At 69.6% G+C, this 17,661-nt stretch carries 17 protein-coding genes; all 17 read right to left on the bottom strand.

What is annotated here, in order from left to right; genetic code table 11:
• The 17 genes from AC1PK7_RS11360 to fliJ all read right to left on the bottom strand — a co-directional run bounded on the left by AC1PK7_RS11360 (position 1) and on the right by fliJ (position 17,661).
• Positions 1-612: a protein phosphatase CheZ gene (locus AC1PK7_RS11360; RefSeq protein WP_010341543.1), complete on the bottom strand. Its 612-nt coding sequence runs from the start codon at positions 610-612 to the stop codon at positions 1-3.
• Positions 613-1,005: a chemotaxis response regulator CheY gene (gene cheY, locus AC1PK7_RS11355; RefSeq protein ID WP_010341542.1), complete on the bottom strand. Its 393-nt coding sequence runs from the start codon at positions 1,003-1,005 to the stop codon at positions 613-615. It abuts the gene before it with no gap.
• A 19-nt stretch (positions 1,006-1,024) separates the two neighbouring features.
• Positions 1,025-1,774 (bottom strand): RNA polymerase sigma factor FliA, encoded by a 750-nt coding sequence (locus AC1PK7_RS11350; protein ID WP_010341541.1) that lies wholly within the window; start codon positions 1,772-1,774, stop codon positions 1,025-1,027.
• A complete protein-coding gene (locus tag AC1PK7_RS11345; RefSeq protein ID WP_010341540.1) occupies positions 1,771-2,655 on the bottom strand; it encodes a MinD/ParA family ATP-binding protein in 885 nt (294 codons plus the stop codon). Before AC1PK7_RS11345 ends, AC1PK7_RS11350 begins: the two co-directional genes overlap by 4 nt.
• The gene (gene flhF / locus AC1PK7_RS11340) at positions 2,642-4,267 is read right to left on the bottom strand and encodes a flagellar biosynthesis GTPase FlhF (protein ID WP_481098200.1); all 1,626 of its coding nucleotides are present in this window, start codon (positions 4,265-4,267) and stop codon (positions 2,642-2,644) included. Before flhF ends, AC1PK7_RS11345 begins: the two co-directional genes overlap by 14 nt.
• A 176-nt stretch (positions 4,268-4,443) precedes the next feature.
• A complete protein-coding gene (gene flhA, locus AC1PK7_RS11335; protein ID WP_481100885.1) occupies positions 4,444-6,504 on the bottom strand; it encodes a flagellar biosynthesis protein FlhA in 2,061 nt (686 codons plus the stop codon).
• Between the two features lie 17 nt (positions 6,505-6,521).
• Complete coding sequence (flhB, locus tag AC1PK7_RS11330; protein ID WP_019800058.1) at positions 6,522-7,652, bottom strand: flagellar biosynthesis protein FlhB; 1,131 nt, start codon at positions 7,650-7,652, stop codon at positions 6,522-6,524.
• A 100-nt stretch (positions 7,653-7,752) separates the two neighbouring features.
• Positions 7,753-10,662, bottom strand: coding sequence for a ligand-binding sensor domain-containing diguanylate cyclase (locus tag AC1PK7_RS11325; RefSeq protein ID WP_481098199.1), 2,910 nt, complete (start codon positions 10,660-10,662; stop codon positions 7,753-7,755).
• Between the two features lie 235 nt (positions 10,663-10,897).
• On the bottom strand, positions 10,898-11,689 hold the full coding sequence (fliR, locus tag AC1PK7_RS11320) for a flagellar biosynthetic protein FliR (protein WP_209029218.1): 792 nt from the start codon (positions 11,687-11,689) through the stop codon (positions 10,898-10,900).
• A gap of 556 nt (positions 11,690-12,245) precedes the next feature.
• Positions 12,246-12,515 carry a flagellar biosynthetic protein FliQ gene (locus tag AC1PK7_RS11315; RefSeq protein ID WP_010343869.1) on the bottom strand — a complete coding sequence of 90 codons (270 nt, stop codon included), beginning with the start codon at positions 12,513-12,515 and terminating at the stop codon, positions 12,246-12,248.
• 3 nt (positions 12,516-12,518) lie between these two features.
• The gene (gene fliP, locus AC1PK7_RS11310; RefSeq protein WP_029562219.1) at positions 12,519-13,349 is read right to left on the bottom strand and encodes a flagellar type III secretion system pore protein FliP; all 831 of its coding nucleotides are present in this window, start codon (positions 13,347-13,349) and stop codon (positions 12,519-12,521) included.
• 2 nt (positions 13,350-13,351) lie between these two features.
• The gene (gene fliO, locus AC1PK7_RS11305) at positions 13,352-13,768 is read right to left on the bottom strand and encodes a flagellar biosynthetic protein FliO (RefSeq protein ID WP_481098198.1); all 417 of its coding nucleotides are present in this window, start codon (positions 13,766-13,768) and stop codon (positions 13,352-13,354) included.
• Complete coding sequence (fliN, locus tag AC1PK7_RS11300; protein WP_010343865.1) at positions 13,765-14,103, bottom strand: flagellar motor switch protein FliN; 339 nt, start codon at positions 14,101-14,103, stop codon at positions 13,765-13,767. The genes fliO and fliN overlap by 4 nt, the downstream gene beginning before the upstream one ends.
• Complete coding sequence (fliM, locus tag AC1PK7_RS11295) at positions 14,100-15,107, bottom strand: flagellar motor switch protein FliM (protein WP_019796142.1); 1,008 nt, start codon at positions 15,105-15,107, stop codon at positions 14,100-14,102. The genes fliN and fliM overlap by 4 nt, the downstream gene beginning before the upstream one ends.
• 12 nt (positions 15,108-15,119) lie before the next feature.
• Positions 15,120-15,638, bottom strand: a complete 519-nt coding sequence (locus AC1PK7_RS11290) for a flagellar basal body-associated FliL family protein (RefSeq protein ID WP_371182233.1) — start codon at positions 15,636-15,638, stop codon at positions 15,120-15,122.
• A 248-nt stretch (positions 15,639-15,886) separates the two neighbouring features.
• Positions 15,887-17,203, bottom strand: coding sequence for a flagellar hook-length control protein FliK (locus AC1PK7_RS11285; protein ID WP_481098197.1), 1,317 nt, complete (start codon positions 17,201-17,203; stop codon positions 15,887-15,889).
• Complete coding sequence (gene fliJ, locus AC1PK7_RS11280; protein ID WP_010341649.1) at positions 17,200-17,661, bottom strand: flagellar export protein FliJ; 462 nt, start codon at positions 17,659-17,661, stop codon at positions 17,200-17,202. Before fliJ ends, AC1PK7_RS11285 begins: the two co-directional genes overlap by 4 nt.

The raw sequence follows: 17,661 nt of genomic DNA, 5'->3' as shown, positions 1-17,661 counted from the left end.
TTACAGTCCCAATCCGGACAGCAGGTCGTCGGCGTCGTGCTGCGACACGCCGTGGCGGTCCAGGCCGGGCAGGGCCGGGCCGGCCAGGCTGCCGTCGGCCTTCTTGTTTTCTTCCTTCGGCGGCAGACCCAGCGCGCCGAAGCCTTCGTGCACGCGGCGTACGATGCCGGCGACGCGGCGGATGATCTGCCCGGTCAGGTCCTGGAAGCTCTGCGCCAGGGCCATTTCGGTGAGGTTGTGGCGGATCTTGTCGAGGATCTCGCTCTGGTCGCCGCTGAGGCCGCCGGCGGCGAGCTGGTCGGCCAGCGCACGGCATTCCTCGGCCAGGTCCAGGGTGCGGTGGCTGGCCTGTTCGGTCATCTCCACCACGTGGTCCAGGCGCGAGCAGGCGTCGTCCAGCTCGCCGGCTTCGCTGGGCACCACCGGCAGTTCGCCGAGCGCCTGCCCCAGATCGCGCGCGAGCCGGCTAAGGCCCTGCATCATCGGCCGCGTGCGCCAGGCGGCGAGGGTGTCGATCTCCCTGCGCCAGCCGGCCTCGTCGCCATTTTCCAGCGCGTCCAGCGCGCCTTGCAGGCGTTCGATCAGGGCGGTACGTTCGGCGGTGGCTTCCATTTAGGCGGTCGCTCCCAGGCGTTCGAAGATCTTGCCCAGCTTCTCCTGCAGCGTCTGCGCGGTGAACGGCTTGATGATGTAGCCGTTCACGCCGCACTGCGCGGCCTCGATGATCTGCTCGCGCTTGGCCTCGGCGGTGACCATCAGCACCGGCAGGTGCTTGAGCTTGTCGTCGGCGCGGATGTTGCGCAGCAGATCGATGCCGGTCATGCCCGGCATGTTCCAGTCGGTGACCACGAACTCGAACGGCGCCGAGCGCAGCGCGGCCAGGGCGCTGTTGCCGTCTTCGGCCTCGGCGGTATTGGTGAAGCCCAGATCGCCGAGCAGATTCTTGACGATGCGCCGCATCGTCGAGAAATCGTCCACGATCAAAATCCGCATGTTCTTGTTCACCACTGACTCCTAAGGGTTCCTATTCTTCGTCTTCCAGACCGGCATCGGCGACCTCGAACGCCTTCAGGCGTCCGCGCAACCGTACCGTGGCCTGGCCATGGATCTGACACACGCGCGACTCGCTGACCCCGAGCACCGCGCCGATTTCCTTGAGGTTCAATTCCTGCTCGTAGTACAGCGACAGCACCAACTGCTCGCGTTCGGGCAACTGCGCGATGGCCTTGCCCAGCTCGCGGCCGAATTCGCTGCGCTCGAGCATCTGCTGCGGATTGGGTCCGCCCTTGGCGATGGTATCCAGTTCGCCATGGTCCTCGATGCGCGACTCCAGGCTCAGCACCTGGCCGCGGGCGGCATCTTCCATCAAACGCAGGTATTCGGGAAGCGGCATGTCCATCGCCGCGGCCACTTCGTTGGCGGCGGCGGCGCGGCCGGTGCTCTGTTCGATCTTGCGGATCGCCGAGGCGGCGTCGCGGGCGCGGCGGTGCACCGAGCGCGGCACCCAGTCGCCACGGCGGATCTCGTCGATCATCGCGCCGCGGATGCGGATCGAGGCATAGGTCTCGAACGAGGCGCCCTGTTCGGCGTCGTAGCTGCGCGAGGCCTCGATCAGGCCGATCATGCCGGCCTGGATCAGATCGTCGATCTCGACGCTGGCCGGCAGCCGCGCCGCCAGGTGGTGGGCGATGCGCCGGACCAGGTCCGAGTGCTGGGTGATGTAGTCGTTGGCGCTGTTGCGTTGGACGGCGCGGTAGTGGGCGGCGGCGTTCATGCGGCCACCCCGCGCTGGATGATGCGTTCGACGAAGAACTCGACGTTGCCGCGCGGGGCGGTCGGCGCCTGCCAGCGCGCGGTGCGCCGGGCGATCTCGCTGATCGCCTGCGCCGACGGGCTGGACGGGTAGGCCTTGACCACCGGCTGCTGGCGCTGCACCGACAGGCGTAGCCAGTCGTCCTGCGGCACGCAGCCCAGGTAGTTCAGCGACACGTCGCCGAGGAACTTCTCGCAGACCCGGCTGAGCTTGTCGTACAGCAGGCGGCCTTCGTTGAGGTCGCGGACCATGTTGGCGACGATCTGCACCCGGTCCACGCCGCGCTCGCGCGAGAGGACCTTGATCAGGGCGTAGGCGTCGGTGATCGAGGCCGGCTCGTCGCAGACCACCACCACCGCGTCCTGCGCGGCCTGGCAGAAGGTCAGCACGCTGTCGGTGATGCCGGCGGCGGTGTCGACGATCATCACGTCCAGCTCGCGCTGCAACTCGGAGAACACGTTGACCAGGCCCACGTGCTGGGCCGGCGGCAACTCGGCCATGTAGCGGCGGCCGGAGGCGGCGGGCACCACCATCAGCCCGTTGGGCATGTCGATCAGCACCTCTTCCAGGGTGCAGCGCCCGGCGACCAGGTCGGCCACGGTGAACTTGGGGGTCAGCCCCAGCAGCACGTCGACGTTGGCCAGGCCCAGGTCGGCGTCCAGCAGCAGGGTGCGCTTGCCCATGTCGGCCAGCGCCATGGACAGGTTGACCGAGATGTTGGTCTTGCCCACGCCGCCCTTGCCGCCGGTCACGGCGATGGTGCGCACCGGACCCAGCGGTTCGCTGCGCGTCGCCGACAGGGGGAAGGCATTGGTCAGATTGACGTAGTCACGCGACGGCATGGGTCTGCTCCGGAGTACAGGGCTTATCGGCAGCGCGCCGCAAATCTTCAAGGCGCAATACCAGGCTGGCGGCGTTGGCGCGGTGCAGGTCGTCCGGCACACGCTGTCCATCGGTCACCCAGGTGATGGGGAGGCGGTGGTCCACGACCACCGACAAGGCACTGCCGAACCGCCCGGTTTCGTCCAACTTGGTCATGATGACCCCCTGTGGGTCGGCGCCGGCGAACCGGCGCACCACCTCGTCCAGGTCGGAGAAATGGGCGTTGGCGGGGAGTACCAGCAAGGATCGGACCACCCGCGAGGCGCGCAGCCAGTGCAGCTGGGCAGCCAGGGCGCGGTCGCGCTGGCCCATGCCGGCGGTGTCGATCAGCACCAGCTTGTAGTCGGCCAGGCGCTCCAGCAGCTGCTGCAGCGCGGCGTCGCTATCGGCCTCGTGCACGGCGATGCCGAGCTGGCGGCCGTAGCTGTGCAGTTGTTCGCGGCCGCCGACGCGGATGGTGTCGGTGGTGACCAGGGCCACGTCGCGGGCGGCATGGCGCTCCAGGAAGCGCGAGGCCAGCTTGGCGATGGTGGTGGTCTTGCCGGCGCCGGTGGGGCCGATCAGGGCGATCACGCCGCCTTCCTCGAGCGGGTCCAGCGGGGCGATCGGCAGGCGCTTGGACAGCAGGCCCAGCATCAGCCCGCGGCCGCGGTGCAGCTCCAGGTCGGCGGGGATCTGCATGACCACGTCGCGGGTGATGCCGCTGTCGAAGCCGTAGTCGTCCATCAGCTCCAGCGCCTGGGCGCGGACCGGCGAGCCGCGCAGGCGCTCGTCGGTGAGGCGGTTCATCTCGCGCTCGATCATCTGCCGCATCAGCGCCAGTTCGTCGCGCAGCTGCGTCAATTGTTCGTCGTTCTGCGGGGCGGGGAAGGTCGGCACCGCCGCCAGCGTGGCGGCCGCCGGGATTCCGGCAGCGGCCGGCGCGTCGGCCTTGGCCACGCCCGGCGCGGCAGGGGCTGTGCTCGGGCTCGCCAGCGGGGTCAGCGCCACCGCGGCGACGTCGTCGCGCCAGGCCGGCATGGCCTCGGCGGCCGGCGCCGGGGTCGCGGCGGCGAACGGGCTGGGCAGGGGCACGCTGATCGGGGCGTTGCGGAACACGTCCTCGGGGATGCTGAACTCGGCGCGGCCGGTGACCGGCGCTGCGGCCTTGGCCGGGGCGGCCTGGCGTGCGGCGGCAGCCGGGGCGGCCGCGGCGGGCATCGCCGAAGCGGCCAGCGCCGCCGGCTGGGTCAGTGGCCGTGCGGCGGGAGCGGCCGGCGCGGCACTGCCGCGGCGTTCGCTGATCGCGGCCATCATCGCCATCGCCGGGCTGGCGGCGGCGCTGTCGCTCCGTGCGGCGCGCGGGGCGGGAGCGGCCGGTGCCTGCGCGGCAGCGGCGCGCGGCGCCTCGTCCGGGCGCACCGCATCCAGCGCCCGCTGCACCAGGGCCTCGTCGTAGTTGCTGGCGGCGACGATCTCGATGCCCTCGTCGGTACGCCGATTGGACAGGATCACCGCATCCGGCCCGTGCTCGTCGCGCACCATCCGGAAGGCGGTGCGCATGTCGGGGGCGACAAAGCGTTTGATCTTCATGGGTGAGTGCCGGGATTCGGGAGTGGGGAGTGGGGATTGGTCGCGGAGGCCGCCATGGCATGGCTGCTATCCGGTCGCCTTGCTCTGGTTGTGTTCGTTCGTGTCATTGCTGTCTCTCTGCGCGCGTCGGGCCCGCTGTTGCGACTCCCGAATCCCAAATCACCAATCCCGCCACATCAACTGATCGTCCCCACCAGCTTCAGCCGCTTGTCCTCCGGCACTTCGCTGTAGGACAGGACCGACAGCGCGGGGACGCTGTGGCGGACCAGGCGGGCGAGGGCGGCGCGGACCTGCGCCGGGACCAGCACCACGGCCGGTTCGTTGCGCGCCTCCTGCTTGCTCACGCAGTCCGCCAGACTTTGGTGCAAGCGTTCGGCCAGTCCGGGTTCCAGCGCCGCGCCGTTGCCCTGGGTAGAGTCCTGCAAGACACGTTCCAATTGCGGGGCCAGGGTGAACACCGGCAGTTCCGGGGCCATGCCGGCGATCTCCTGGACGATGAAGCGGCCCAGGGCGTTGCGCACGGCGGCGGTGAGCGCGCCGGGTTCCTGACTCTGCGGGGCGTGCTCGACCAGGGCCTCGACGATCTTGCGCAGCTGCCGCACCGGGATCTTCTCGATGAGCAGGTTCTGCAGCACCCGCACCACCACCGACAGCGGCAGCGCCTTGGGGGTGAGGTCCTCGACCAGCTTGGGCGCGCTCTTGGCCAGGGTCGCCAGCAACTGCTGCACTTCCTCATGGCCGAGCAGTTCCGGGGCGTGCTCGCGGATCAGGTGCGAGAGGTGGGTGGCGATCACCGTGGCCGGGTCGACCACGGTGTAGCCCATGGTCTCGGCCTGGGCGCGCAGGTGCGGCTGGATCCAGATCGCGTCCAGGCCGAACGCCGGGTCCTTGCCGGCAATGCCGTCGATCTTGCCCAGCGCGCCGCCCGGGTCCAGCGCCAGTTCGCGGTCCGGGTGGATGTCGGCGGTGGCCACCGGCACGCCGTGCACCAGCAGGCGGTAGGCGTTGGCCGGCAGTTCCAGGTTGTCGCGGATGTGCACCGGCGGCACCAGGAAGCCGATGTCCTGGGTCAGCTTGCGGCGCACGCCCTTGATCCGCGCCATCAGCTCGCCGCCCTGGGCCTTGTCCACCAGCGGGATCAGCCGGTAGCCCACTTCCAGGCCCAGCGGGTCGATCGGGCGCAGTTCGTCCCAGCCCAGTTCGGCGTTGGCCTGCGCCGCGGCTGCGGCCTGCGGCGCCGCCTCGGCGGCGGCCGGGGTCGGCTGCAGGCTGCGCTTCCACATCTTCCAGGCCAGCACGCCCAGGATCAGCGCCAGCGTCAAGAAAGCGACGTTGGGCATGCCCGGGATCAGGCCGACCAGGCCCAGGATCGCCGCGGCCACCGCCAGCGCCTTATGTTGGCCGAACACCTGGCCCATCATCGAGGCGCCCATGTCCTGCGAACGCGAGGCGCGGGTGACCAGCATCGCCACCGCCGAGGACACCAGCAGTGCAGGCAGCTGCGCGACCAGGCCATCGCCGATCGACAGCAGGGTGTAGGTGGAGGCGGCCTGCGCCACCGGCATGCCGTGCTGCAGCACGCCGACCGCCATGCCGCCGATCAAGTTGATGAACAGGATCAGGATGCCGGCGATGGCGTCGCCGCGGATGAACTTGCTGGCGCCGTCCATCGAGCCGTAGAAGTCCGCTTCCTCGCGCACTTCCTCGCGGCGGGCCTTGGCTTCCTCGCGGGTCAGCAGGCCGGCGTTGAGGTCGGCGTCGATCGCCATCTGCTTGCCGGGCATGGCGTCGAGGATGAAGCGCGCGGTCACTTCCGACACGCGCCCGGCGCCCTTGGTGATGACCACGAAGTTGATGATGGTCAGGATCGCGAACACCACGATACCGACCGCATAGTTGCCGCCGATCACGAATTCGCCGAAGGCCTCGATCACCTTGCCGGCCGCGCCGTGGCCGCCCTGGCCGTTGATCAGGATCACGCGGGTGGAGGCCACGTTCAGCGCCAGGCGCAGCATCGTGGTCATCAGCAGCACGATCGGGAAGATGCTGAACTCCAGCGGCCGCTTCACGTACACCACCGCCAGCAGCACCATCAGCGAGATGGCGATGTTGAAGGTGAACAGGGCGTCCAGCACCGGGGCGGCCAGCGGCACCACCACCATCGCCAGCATCAGCAACACGATCACCGGGGCGCCGAGCCCGTGCTTGATCATGTCCATCACTTTGCGCGTGTTCATCTGCGCGGCAGGCTGGCTCATGGCTGGCTCCCCGGGGCGAATTCATCCACTTCCAACGGCGGCAACGGCGGCATCGGCCCGCTGCGCCAGGCGCGCAACTGGTAGACGTACGAGAGGACCTGCGCCACCGCGGAATACAGTCTCACGGGAATTTCCTTGCCGAGTTGGCCTTCCCTATACAAGGCGCGTGCCAAAGGCGGGGCCGAGATCACCGCCACGCGGTGCTGCTCGCCGACCTCGCGGATGCGGAAGGCGATCTCGTCCACGCCCTTGGCGACCACGGTGGGGGCGCGCATGCGCCCGCTCTCGTACTTCAGCGCCACCGCGTAGTGGGTGGGGTTGACCACCACCACGTCGGCCTTGGGCACGGCTTCCATCATCCGCCGCTGCGACATCTGCATCTGCATCTGGCGGATGCGGCCCTTGACCTCGGGGCTGCCGTCGCTTTCCTTCATTTCCCGGCGCACTTCCTCCCGGGTCATCTTCAATTTGCGGATGTAATTCCACTTCTGATAGGGCGCGTCGATCGCCGCCAGCAGCGCCAGCGCGCCGGCGGTGTACAGCAGCAGCCGCAGGGTGAAGCCCAGGCCGTGGCCGATGGCCTGTTCCAGCGGCTGCAGCAGCAGGCCGCGCAGGAAGTCGGTGCTGCCCCACAGGCACAGCATCGCGGCGCCGCCGACGAAGCCCATGCGCAGGATCGACTTGAGCAGCTCGACGATGGTCTCGGCGCCGTACATGCGGCTGAGCCCGTTCATCGGGTTGAGCCGATCGAACTTGGGGATCAGCGCCTGGCCGGAGAAGCGCAGGGTGCCCATCAGCACCGGCGCGGCGAAGCTGGCCGCCAGGCAGATGCCGACCAGCGGCAGCACCACCCAGAGCAGGTTCAGCAGCAGGTCGCCGAAATGGCCGAACATCGCCTCCGGATGCTCGCGCATCGACAGGTCCGGACGCAGCGCCTGTTTCAGCCAGGCCACCGCCCCGGCGGTCATGGAGGTGGACAGGCCCATCAGGGCGAAGACGCCGGCGCTGAACACCGCGGCCGTCGCCAGCTCACGCGAATGCGGGATGTTGCCTTGCTCGCGGGCTTCGCGCAGGCGTTTGTCTGTTGGCTGTTCTGTGCGCTCTGCGCCTTCTTCGCTCTCGGACATCGGGGGTGCGCTCGGCCAGGATCGACCCTGCGCACTGCAAGGACCGTGCCGGTCCCGGAAGCGAGGCCGGGCGCCGCCGCGGCGCGTCGCTCGGTGTCAACTAGGCCGGCTGCAGCTCCACCCGGTCGCGGCCCAGGTGCTTGGCCTGGTAGAGGGCGGCGTCGGCGCGCGCCAGCAACTGCTGCAGCGGCTCGCCAGGCAGGTACCAGGCCACGCCGATTGAGGCGGTGATCGCCAACTGCCGCTCGCCGATGCGCAGCGGCTGCCCGGCGATGATGGTGCGCAGGGCCTGCAGCCGGTCGCCGCAGCTCGTCGGCAATCCGGGCAGCACCGCCAGCAGTTCCTCGCCGCCGTAGCGGCCGACCAGGTCGGCGTCGCGCAGGTTGGCGCCCAGGCGCCGCGCCACCTCGATCAGCACCGCGTCGCCGACCAGATGGCCATGCTCGTCGTTGATCCGCTTGAAGTGGTCGAGGTCGATCATCGCCACGGCCAGCGGCGTCTGTTCGGCGTCGCTGCGGCGCATCTGCGCGGCCAGCGCCTCGAGGATGCCGGCGCGGTTGAGCAGGCCGGTGAGGGCGTCGTGCGAGGCCTTCACCGCCAGCGCGGCGCGGGCGATCTCCAGTTCGCGCTTGTCGTGCTCCAGTTCCTCGGTGCGCCGTGCCACCAGGTCGGCCAGTTCGCGCTGGCGCTGGTGCAGGCGGCGTTCGCGCCACAGCAGCAGCGCCACCACCAGGCCGCCGCCCAGCAGCAGGTACAGCACCAGCATCGGCTGGCTGCGCCACCACACCGGCGCCACCGAGAACGCCACCCGCAGCGGCGCCGAGGCACTGCGCCGGTACGCGTCCAGCAACTGCACTTCCAGCACGTAGTCGCCCGGTGCCAGCGGCGGTTGCTCGAATTCGAAGTTGGGCGTGTGCAGCCAGCGGGTATGCGCGCCCTCGAAGCGATAACGGAAGCTGATGCGGTTGCGTTCGTCGTACAGGTCCGGCGAGCCGACCGCGATATGCAGGGGCTCCTCGCTCCAGCGCAGGCGCGTGCCGGCGCCGACGGGCACGCCGCCGCGGCTGAATTCCTTGAGCACCAGCCGCGGCGCCCGTGCCGGGAACAGCCGTGCCGGATCCAGCAGGTGGGTGACGCCACGGCTGCTGCCCAGCCACACCGACCCGTCGTGGTCCTCCAGGAAGGCCGACTCGGACATGTCGTTCCAGAGCAGGCCCTGCGCCTGGGTCAGCCGCGACCAGGCGCGTCCGTCATAGACGTCCACGCCCTGGTTGTGGCTGATCCAGATCCAGCCGTTGCGGGTGCGGCGCAGGTTGTAGATATACAGGCCGCTCAACTCCGCGTCGGCCGGCGCCAGGTGCAGGGTGTCGCCGTCGAGCCGCCCTTGCCAGGCACCGGGGCCGTACAGGCTGGCCCAGGCCTGGCCGTCGTCCAGGACCAGCAGCTTGCTGAGGGCCGGCTGCGCCGGCGCGCTGTCGGCGACCAGCCGGATCGGGGTCCAGGTGTCGCCGCGCAGGCGGAACAGCCCGGCGGCGCCGGTCACCAGCATGCTGCCGTCGTGGCGCTGCTGGATATCCGAGTACTCGCCGCCAGGCAGCGTCGACAGCCGTTGCGGGACAGCGTCTGCAGTCGCCTGCGTCAGCAGGTAGACGCCGTCGTCGGTGAGGATCCAGACGCGGTCGGTCGCGTCCACGAACAGTTGCTTGGCGATCACCATCCGCTGGCGGCCGCCGCTGTGCAACGGCGGATACGCACGCAGCAGCCGGCCCTGCACGTCGTAGTGACGCAGCACGCCGATCGAACCGATGCTCCACAGCGTGCCGTCCGCGGCGCGGCGCAGGCCGATCATCTGCGCGCCGTTGTCGCTGGCCCAGCGCTGGAAGCGGCCGTCCTCGCGCAGCCGGTCGACACCGCCCTCGTTGCCGATCAGCAGTTCGCCGTGCTGGGTACGCTGGATGCTCCAGGTCGGCGCCCGGCTGATGCCCTGCGACACATCCCAGTTCTCGATCCAGCCATAGCCGTTCCAGCGCAGCACGCCTTCGCCGTCCATGCTCAGCCACAGGTCGCCGGCCTGGTCGAAGCGCATGGCGACGAGGTTGCCCTCGGGCAGGCCGTTGCGACGGTCGAAGGTGCGCCAGTGCCTATCTTCCCAGCGCGCCAGGCCGTGGTTGGTGCGCACCAGCACGCGGCCTTGCGGGTCGAGCAGGATCGGCGTGCGCCATGTCACCAGGGTCGGCCCCTGCAGACCAGGGGGTGTCTGCTCCTGGAAGCGCGTCGCGCCGGCCGGCAGCCGCATCACCTTGTTGCTGCCGACGACCCACAGGCTGCCGGCGCGGTCCCGCACCGCGTTGCGCCAGAAGTCGGGCGGCAGGCCGTGGGCCTGGTCGTAGCGGGTGGCGTGGCCGTCGGCATCGACCCGGCACAGGGCCTTGGCGCAGCCCAGCCACAGCGTGTCGTCGACGACGAACTGGTCGTGGATGTCGGCCAGCTCCGGTTGCCGCGCCAGCGTCGCCGCATCGAACAGGGGCCGCAGCTCCCATCCGCTGGCATCGGCCTTGCGCACCGCGCGTAGGAGGCGGCGGTCGTCCAGCACTACCGTGCCCCAGGCCGGGGCGGCCAGGCGCGGGCGATTCAACTTTCGATGCGACGGCGTGCTGTCGTGTTCCAGTGGGATCCACCGCGCCGGCGCGCCGTCGTCCACATAGATCGCATCGAAGGTGGCCACCCACAGCCGCCGCTCGGCATCTTCGGCGGCATCGGAGATGTAATGGCCACCCCGGCCCTGCAGCGTCACTTGCTGGAACTGGTCGCCGTCGAAGGTGTACAGCCCGCTTTCGCTGCAGACCAGCAGGCTGCCGTCGCGCCGCTGCAGCAGGCAGGTGCCGGCCAGGCCGAGCAGGCCCTGGTCCTGTGCGTAGTGCCGCAACGGGATGACTTGGGCCTGCGTGGACCCCATGCAGGTCAGGGCGGACAGCAGCAGCCAGAGCGGCCACCACAGGGATCGACCCATGACCGTGCGCATACGACGCTCAGCCGCCGCCGCGCCGCCGTGGGACACGGCGAGGGCAGGCACGAGCGGACGCTGGCGAGCGATAGGGCATGGCGTGCGGCGAGCGATGGGCGAAGGGACGGACCGCGGCGATCGGCGGTATCCGGGACGGTCGGCGGTGCCGCCGCCCATCCTGGCGCGCCAACGATAGCCTTCTGCCGGTATCGGCCGCGTTGTGCTGCAGCTTGAGTCCCGGCTATGCGGTCAGCGCGCGCGCGGCGTTGAAGGCGGCATCGAACAGGCGCTGCACCGGCGGCCCCATCTCGCCGACCAGCACCGCCAGCAGCGCCAGGCCCAGTACCACCGCCACCGGCAGGCCGAGCTGGATCGGGTTCAGCGACGGCGCCGCCTTGGCCAGCGCGCCGAAGGCCAGGTTCACCGCCATCATCGCCACCATCACCGGCAGCGCCAGGGTCACCGCTCCGCGCATGATGCTCATGAAGAAGTTCGGCGCGACCGAGGCCATGGCCTGCGCATCGGGCAGGGCGGTGCCGATCGGCAGCGCCTTGTAGCTTTCCACCAGCAGCGACACCACCGCCAGATGCCCGTTGGCGGTGAAGAACATCATGCCGAAGGCCAGGTAGAACCACTGGCCGATCACCGGCGAGTTGACTCCGCGCAGCGGATCGGCCATCTGCGCGAAGCCCAGGCCGGTGCTCTGCGAGACCAGTTCCCCGGCCATCGCCCCGGCTTCGAAGATCATCCGCAGCATGAAGCCCATGCTGGCCCCCACCGCCAGCTCCCGCGCCACGCTGAGCACCACCGCGGCATTGAACCCATCCCAATCCGGCACCGGCGGCAGGATCGGCGCCAGCGCGATGGCCAGCGTCCCGGCCAGGATCACCCGCACCCGCCCCGGCACCGCCTTGCTCCCGACCATCGGCATCACCGTCAACATCGCCCCGATCCGCAGCATCGTCCACAGCACCGCCCCGATCATCGCGAACGCCCGCGACCCATCGACGACCATTTGCGTGGCGGCATCCATCAACCCGAGACCCCGGCAAACATCACGAAGGAACGGCCAGCGCCTACTACGTAACGCGAGAGGCCCGCAGCCGAAGACGCACCAGCGAGTCCGCGAACAACAACTGAAGACGCACCAGCGAGTCCGCGAACAACAACTGAAACCGCACGACCGGCACTCAAGGCAACGCCCACATGGCCGCAGCTACAGCTTTTGCCGTTGCCGTTGCCGTTGCCATTGTTTTTGCTGTTGTTTTGCTCTTGATCCACCGGGTCCCCTCCGCAGCGGCGGAGCTGGCGGGCAAAACCCCCCGCAGGGGGGCGGCGCACAGGGATGTGCGCCGTTTTCGGCCGGGGCAGGATGCCCCGTCCGAAAATCCCGCCAGCGGAGCGGACCCGCGTAGCGGGCGCTGCGGCGGGGTGTGCTTTCTTTTGGTTACTTTTCTTTGCACAAGCAAAGAAAAGTGACTCGCCGCAAGGCGAAAGCTCTTGCTGTTGCTCTCCAAACCTAGAAAAGCGAGCAGAAGAGGCATCCACTACACAGGGAGCGATCAGGGCAGCAGGCGCAGCCATCCCCGCTACCCAATCAAATGCGGAATACGCTGAAACAGCATCGTCGTGTACTCCACCAGATGCGCCAGCAACATGCTCCCCGTCGCAAACAACATCGCCGTCAACGCCACCACCTTCGCGATGAACGCAATGGTCGGCTCATTGAGCTGCGTCGCCGCCTGGAACACACCGATCACCACACCCACCGCCAACATCGCCAGCAACAACGGCCCCGCCACCCACAACACCGTGATCAACCCGCCACGCAACTCGGTCAACGCCAGCTCCGGACTCATGGCTCAGACCCCGTTGAAACTGGCGGCCAGCGTGCCGACCGTCAGCACCCACCCGTCGACCAGCACGAACAGCAGGATCTTGAAGGGCGCCGAGATCAGCATCGGCGACATCATCATCATGCCCATCGACATCAGCACGCTGGCCACCACCAGATCGATGATCACGAACGGAATGAAGATCAGAAAGCCGATCTCGAACGCCGTCTTCAGCTCGCTGGTCACGAACGAGGCCACCAGCACCTGGAACGGCACCGCGTCCGGGCCGCTGTAGGTGCCGTTGCCGGCCATGCCGGCGAAGGTCATCAGGTCGGTCTCGCGCACCTGCGCCAGCATGAAGGCGCGCAGCGGCTGCGTGGTCAGCGTCCACGCCGTCTGGAAATCGATCTGGCCGTTGAGATACGGGCTCATCCCCTGGCCCCAGGCCTTTTCCCACACCGGCATCATCACCAGTGCGGTCAGGAACAGCGCCAGGCCCATCAGCACCTGGTTGGACGGCGTCTGCCCGGTGCCCAGCGCCTGCCGCAGCAGGCCGAGCACGATGGTGATGCGGGTGAAGGCGGTCAGCACCAGCAGCAGCGACGGCAGCAGGGTGATGGCCGTCATCAGCAGCAGGGTCTGCAGCGGCAGGCTCACCGGCTGCGCGCCGATCTTGCCGACGTTGACCTCCGGCAGCGAGGGCAGGGTGGGCGCGGCGTTCTGCGGGGCCTGCGCGGTCGGCGTGGTGGCCGGCGCCGGCTTGGCCTGCGCCCAGGCGAACGCCGGCAGCAGGCTCAGCGTCAGCAGGATCAGCAGCAGGCGCAGGCGACGGGCGTTGCGATTCCAGAAAAACGGCATGGTCATTTGTCCTTGCGCAGCTTCTGCGCCAGAAGCTGGGCGAAATCGGGAAGCTGCTTGAACTGCTTGATCGAGGGCAGGGTCGGCGCGGGCGCCTGCGGCAGCGGCTCGGGCAAGTGATGCAAGGTGCGTACCCCGCCGGGCGAGACGCCGAGCAGCAGCTGTTCGCCGTTGACCTCGACCACCACCACCCGCTCCTTGGCGCCGACCGCCAGGCTGGCGACCACCCGCAGGCCCTGTGCCGGGCGGAAGCCGCTGCCGGGCAGGCGCTTGAGCACCCAGGCCATGGCCAGGATCAGGCCCAGCACCAGCAGCAGCGCGAACACCGCGCCGACCAGGCTGGGCGCCGACGGCGCCGCGCTGCCGACGCCCGAGCCGTGCTTGGCGGTCTGCGCGGCGACGGCGAGCAGCAGGCTCACCGCAGTCTCCGGATGCGCTCGCTGGGGCTGACCACGTCGGTCAGGCGCACGCCGAAGCGGTCGTTGATGGTCACCACCTCGCCGTGTGCGATCAGGGTGCCGTTGACGTACACGTCCAGCGGTTCGCCGGCGCCGCGCTCCAGCTCCACCACCGAGCCCTGGTTGAGCTGCAGCAGGTTGCGGATCGGGATGCGGCTGCGGCCCACTTCCAGCGACAGGGTCACCGGCACGTCCAGGATCACGTCCAGGTTCAGGTCGTTGGACTCGGCCATGGCATCCGGCTGCAGGCTGTCGAACTGGGCCGGCGCCGGCTGGGTGGGATCGGTCTGGGTCATGGCAGGTCTTCCTGGAGAGCGGGGCGGCGGCGCAGCGCGCCGGGGGGATGGGTGGCGGTGATCTTCACCGCGTTCTGGCCGTGCGAGATGCCGAACTCACCGGTGAACACCGGGATGTTCTCCACGCACAGCGGTACCTGCTTGGGCAGGTCGATCGGCAGCACGTCGCCGATCTTCAGCCGGGTCAGCTCGCGCAGGCTCATCTGTTTCTGCGCCAGCACGCTGGAAATGGTGACCTCCGAGCCGAACAGCTGCTCGCGCAGCATGATGTTCCAGCTCTCGTCGCGGTCCACGCGGTCGCTCTGGATGCCGGCGTCGAGCAGTTCGCGGATCGGCTCCAGCATCGAGTACGGCAGGGTCACGTGGATCTCGCCGCCGCCGCCTTCCAGCTCCACGTGGAAGCGGCTGACCACCACGTACTCGCGCGGGGTGACGATGTTGGCGAAGTGCGGGTTGACCTCGGAGTTGAGGTACTCGAACTCCACCTCCATCACCGGCGCCCAGGCTTCGGCCAGGTCGGCGAAGGTCTGCTTGAGCATCAGCTGGATCACCCGCATCTCGGTGGGGGTGAACTCGCGGCCCTCGATGCGGGTGGGGTAACGGCCGTCGCCGCCGAAGAAGTTGTCGACCACGGTGAACACCAGGGTCGGCTCGAACACGATCAGGCCGGTGCCGCGCAGCGGCTTGAACTTGATCAGGTTCAGGTTGCTCGGCACGTACAGCGAGTGCATGTAGTCGTTGAACTTGATCAGGTCGATGCCGCGCACCGACAGGTCGGCCGAGCGCCGGATCAGGTTGAACAGGCCGATCCGCCACAGGCGGGCGAAGCGCTCGTTGACCATCTCCAGGGTCGGCATGCGCCCACGGATGATCCGGTCCTGGCTGGAGAAGTCGTAGTTGCGCGCTTCGCCAGGCTCGGCCGGCGCCGGCTCGGTATCCACCACGCCGGCGTCGACGCCATGCAGCAGGGCATCGATCTCGTCTTGGGAGAGCAGGTCGGTCATCGCGGCGGCGCCTTACTGGGTGACGAAGCTGGTGAACAGCAGTTCTTCCACGCACTTCTTGCCGGTCTCGGCGGTCATCAGCTTCTGCGCGGTGGCCAGCGCCTCGGCCTGCAGCTTCTTGCGGCCGTCGATGTTGGCGATGTCGGTCGCCTGCACCTGCGAGAACAGCATCAACAGGTTGGCGCGGATCGCCGGGGCATTCTCGGTGATCAGCTTCAGCTCTTCCGGGTCGCGGGTCATCAGCTGCACTTCGAGCTGCAGATAGTGCGGCCCGTCTTCCGCGCCGCCGTTGAGGTTGACCACGAACGCCGGTTCCATCGGGAAGTACTGCGCCGGCTTGGGAATCTCGGCGGTCTTCTCCTCGGCCTTGGCGTGGCCGCCCTCGGGCTTCTTCAGGAAGAAGAACGCACCGGCACCGCCGCCGCCCAGCACCAGCACCGCCGCAACGACGATGATCAGCAGCTTCTTCTTCGACTTGCCGCCTTCCGGGGCGTCCTTGGCGTCTTTCTTGGATTTGTCGGCGGCTGACACAGAGTGGGCTCCTGAAGGGGGTCTGCCCCTGAGGATGCAATCGCCGTGCCGAAACCGCGCGCCTGGCGCGCCGGGTGTTTGACGGTGGCGCCGCGCGCCATGCAGGCGCGGGCGAGACCCTTGCGGGACAAGGGGTTCCGGTGGGGGAAGCGTTGCGGCCCCGACGTGCTCCCCCGAGACACGCCGGGGCCGCAGCCCCCTACACGGCACACATCGCCCCAGCCGGGGCGGCGGCTACGCCGCCAGGATCAGGCGTAGGCGTCGAGCAGGCCGCGCTGGCGCAGGACCACCGACGGAATCCCGACGCTGCCGGACAGGTCGTCGCCCAACTCGCTGCCGCCGAGGCTGCTGCCGCCCTGCGACGTGCCCTGCGGATTGGCCTGCTGTTGCTGCGGCTGCTGCTGGCCGACATCGGCCTGGCCGAGCTGGAAGCCGTGCTGGCCGAGCATGTCGCGCAGGCGCGGCAGGCTGTTCTCCAGCGCCTGGCGCACGTCGGCCTGGGCGCTGCTGAAGCTGGCGTTGACCTGGTCGCCGGTCATGTGCAGGCGCACCTCGACCGGACCCAGCTCGGCTGGATTCAGCTTGATGTGGGCGTGGCCGATCTTCTGGTCGGCGAGCCAGCTGATGCGCGCGCCCAGCTCCTCGTCGAACTGGTTGCCGTGCAGGTTCGGGGTCGGCGTCGGCGAGCCGGTGAACGGCTGCGGATCGGTCAGCCGGGTCGTGGCGTGCAACGGCGCCGTCGCCGCGGTCGGCACGATGGCGCTGGGGTCGGCGGCGGGCGCGGCGTCGCCGCTCTCGCCGGTCTTGCCGCCGGCCGCGGCGGCGATGGCGGCCAATGCCGCCAGCGGGGCCGCGGTGTCGCCGCCGCCGGCCTTGTCGGCCGACCCGGCCTGCGCCAGCAGCAGCGCGCCGAAGCCGCCGGCGGCGGACGCGGGCGCGGTGCCGGCCGTCGCGGCAGCGCTGCCGGCGGTGGCGGCGTTGGGATCGGTGGCGCCGGCCGCGGTCTGCGCCGCGGCGTCGCCGCCGAGCAGCGCGCCCACGCCGTTGGCCACGGCGCCGGCGACGCCGACCGCCAGCCCGGCCGCCGCACCCAGCGGGGTCGCGGAGGCGGCCGGCAGGACCGCCGCGCCGATCGCCGGCAGCAGGCCCAGGCCGATGCCGGCCAGCCCGGCCGGCGGCCAGGCGCCGTCGTCCGGCTTGGCGTCGTCGCCCTTGTCCTCGGTCCTGGCCTTGTCCTTGCTCGAGGCCTTGGTCTCGGTGCTGCTCTTCTCGTTGTCCTGGGCGACCTTGTCGCCGGCCTGCGCGCTGCGCGCGGGATCGTTGGCCGAGTCGTCCGCCGCGGCCGGGCGCTTGTCCGCCTGGTCCTTGTCGGCGCCCTGCGCCGCCTTGGCGGTTTCGCGGGCGGCGGGCTTGGGCGCGGTGGTGCGCGCCGAACCGCCGCCCCCGAGCAGCTTGGCGAAGTCCTTGTCGCGACCGCCGCTGCGGTCCGCACCCTGGATGTCGCTGCCGCCGCCGATCTGGCTGGCGCGGCCGCTGCCGCCCAGCGCGGAAAGCGCGTTGTTCATCGTCCGTCTCCGTCATCGTGTTCGTCGGCGGTGGCCGCCAGGCGCGCGCGGCGCGCGCCGAGGTCGTCCATCTCGCGCTGGCTGCGGCGGTCGTCGACCTTGCGTTCCTGCGCGCGGTAGCTGGCCGCGAGCTGTTCCAGCACCTGTTTGTCGCGGCTGGCCAGCAGCAGCCGGCTGCGTTCCATCTCCACCTTCTCGCGGTTGCGGTCCACGGTCTGGCATTGCTGCTGCACCGCGCTCTCCAGCCGGTCCAGGAAGGCGCGGCGGTTGGCCAGTTGCGCCAGGCTGGTCGCGGCCATCTGGCTGTTGGCGTACTCCTCGGCGTAGCGGCGCAGTTCCTCCAGCCGCGACTCGTGGGTGGCCAGGGCGCGCTGGCGCTCGGCGAGATCGCGGGCGACCTCGTCTTCGTGCTGCTGGGCGCGGCGGAGCAGGGGATCGAGACGTTGCGATTGCATCAT

It is taken from the genome of Xanthomonas sp. NCPPB 3174 (assembly GCF_056725205.1).
The sequence above is the reverse complement of the archived record's forward strand: the minus strand, read 5'-3'. Positions and strand labels throughout refer to the sequence as shown.

Coding starts and splice junctions, on each gene's coding strand:
- fliR (WP_209029218.1), bottom strand. CDS start 11,689: ATGGATGCCGCCACGCAAATGGTCGTCGATGGGTCGCGGGCGTTCGCG.
- fliN (WP_010343865.1), bottom strand. CDS start 14,103: ATGACCCAGACCGATCCCACCCAGCCGGCGCCGGCCCAGTTCGACAGC.
- flhB (WP_019800058.1), bottom strand. CDS start 7,652: ATGTCCGAGAGCGAAGAAGGCGCAGAGCGCACAGAACAGCCAACAGAC.
- AC1PK7_RS11315 (WP_010343869.1), bottom strand. CDS start 12,515: ATGAGTCCGGAGCTGGCGTTGACCGAGTTGCGTGGCGGGTTGATCACG.
- AC1PK7_RS11345 (WP_010341540.1), bottom strand. CDS start 2,655: ATGCCGTCGCGTGACTACGTCAATCTGACCAATGCCTTCCCCCTGTCG.
- AC1PK7_RS11350 (WP_010341541.1), bottom strand. CDS start 1,774: ATGAACGCCGCCGCCCACTACCGCGCCGTCCAACGCAACAGCGCCAAC.
- AC1PK7_RS11325 (WP_481098199.1), bottom strand. CDS start 10,662: ATGGGTCGATCCCTGTGGTGGCCGCTCTGGCTGCTGCTGTCCGCCCTG.
- fliM (WP_019796142.1), bottom strand. CDS start 15,107: ATGACCGACCTGCTCTCCCAAGACGAGATCGATGCCCTGCTGCATGGC.
- AC1PK7_RS11360 (WP_010341543.1), bottom strand. CDS start 612: ATGGAAGCCACCGCCGAACGTACCGCCCTGATCGAACGCCTGCAAGGC.
- fliJ (WP_010341649.1), bottom strand. CDS start 17,661: ATGATGCAATCGCAACGTCTCGATCCCCTGCTCCGCCGCGCCCAGCAG.
- flhA (WP_481100885.1), bottom strand. CDS start 6,504: ATGAACACGCGCAAAGTGATGGACATGATCAAGCACGGGCTCGGCGCC.
- flhF (WP_481098200.1), bottom strand. CDS start 4,267: ATGAAGATCAAACGCTTTGTCGCCCCCGACATGCGCACCGCCTTCCGG.
- AC1PK7_RS11285 (WP_481098197.1), bottom strand. CDS start 17,203: ATGAACAACGCGCTTTCCGCGCTGGGCGGCAGCGGCCGCGCCAGCCAG.
- fliP (WP_029562219.1), bottom strand. CDS start 13,349: ATGCCGTTTTTCTGGAATCGCAACGCCCGTCGCCTGCGCCTGCTGCTG.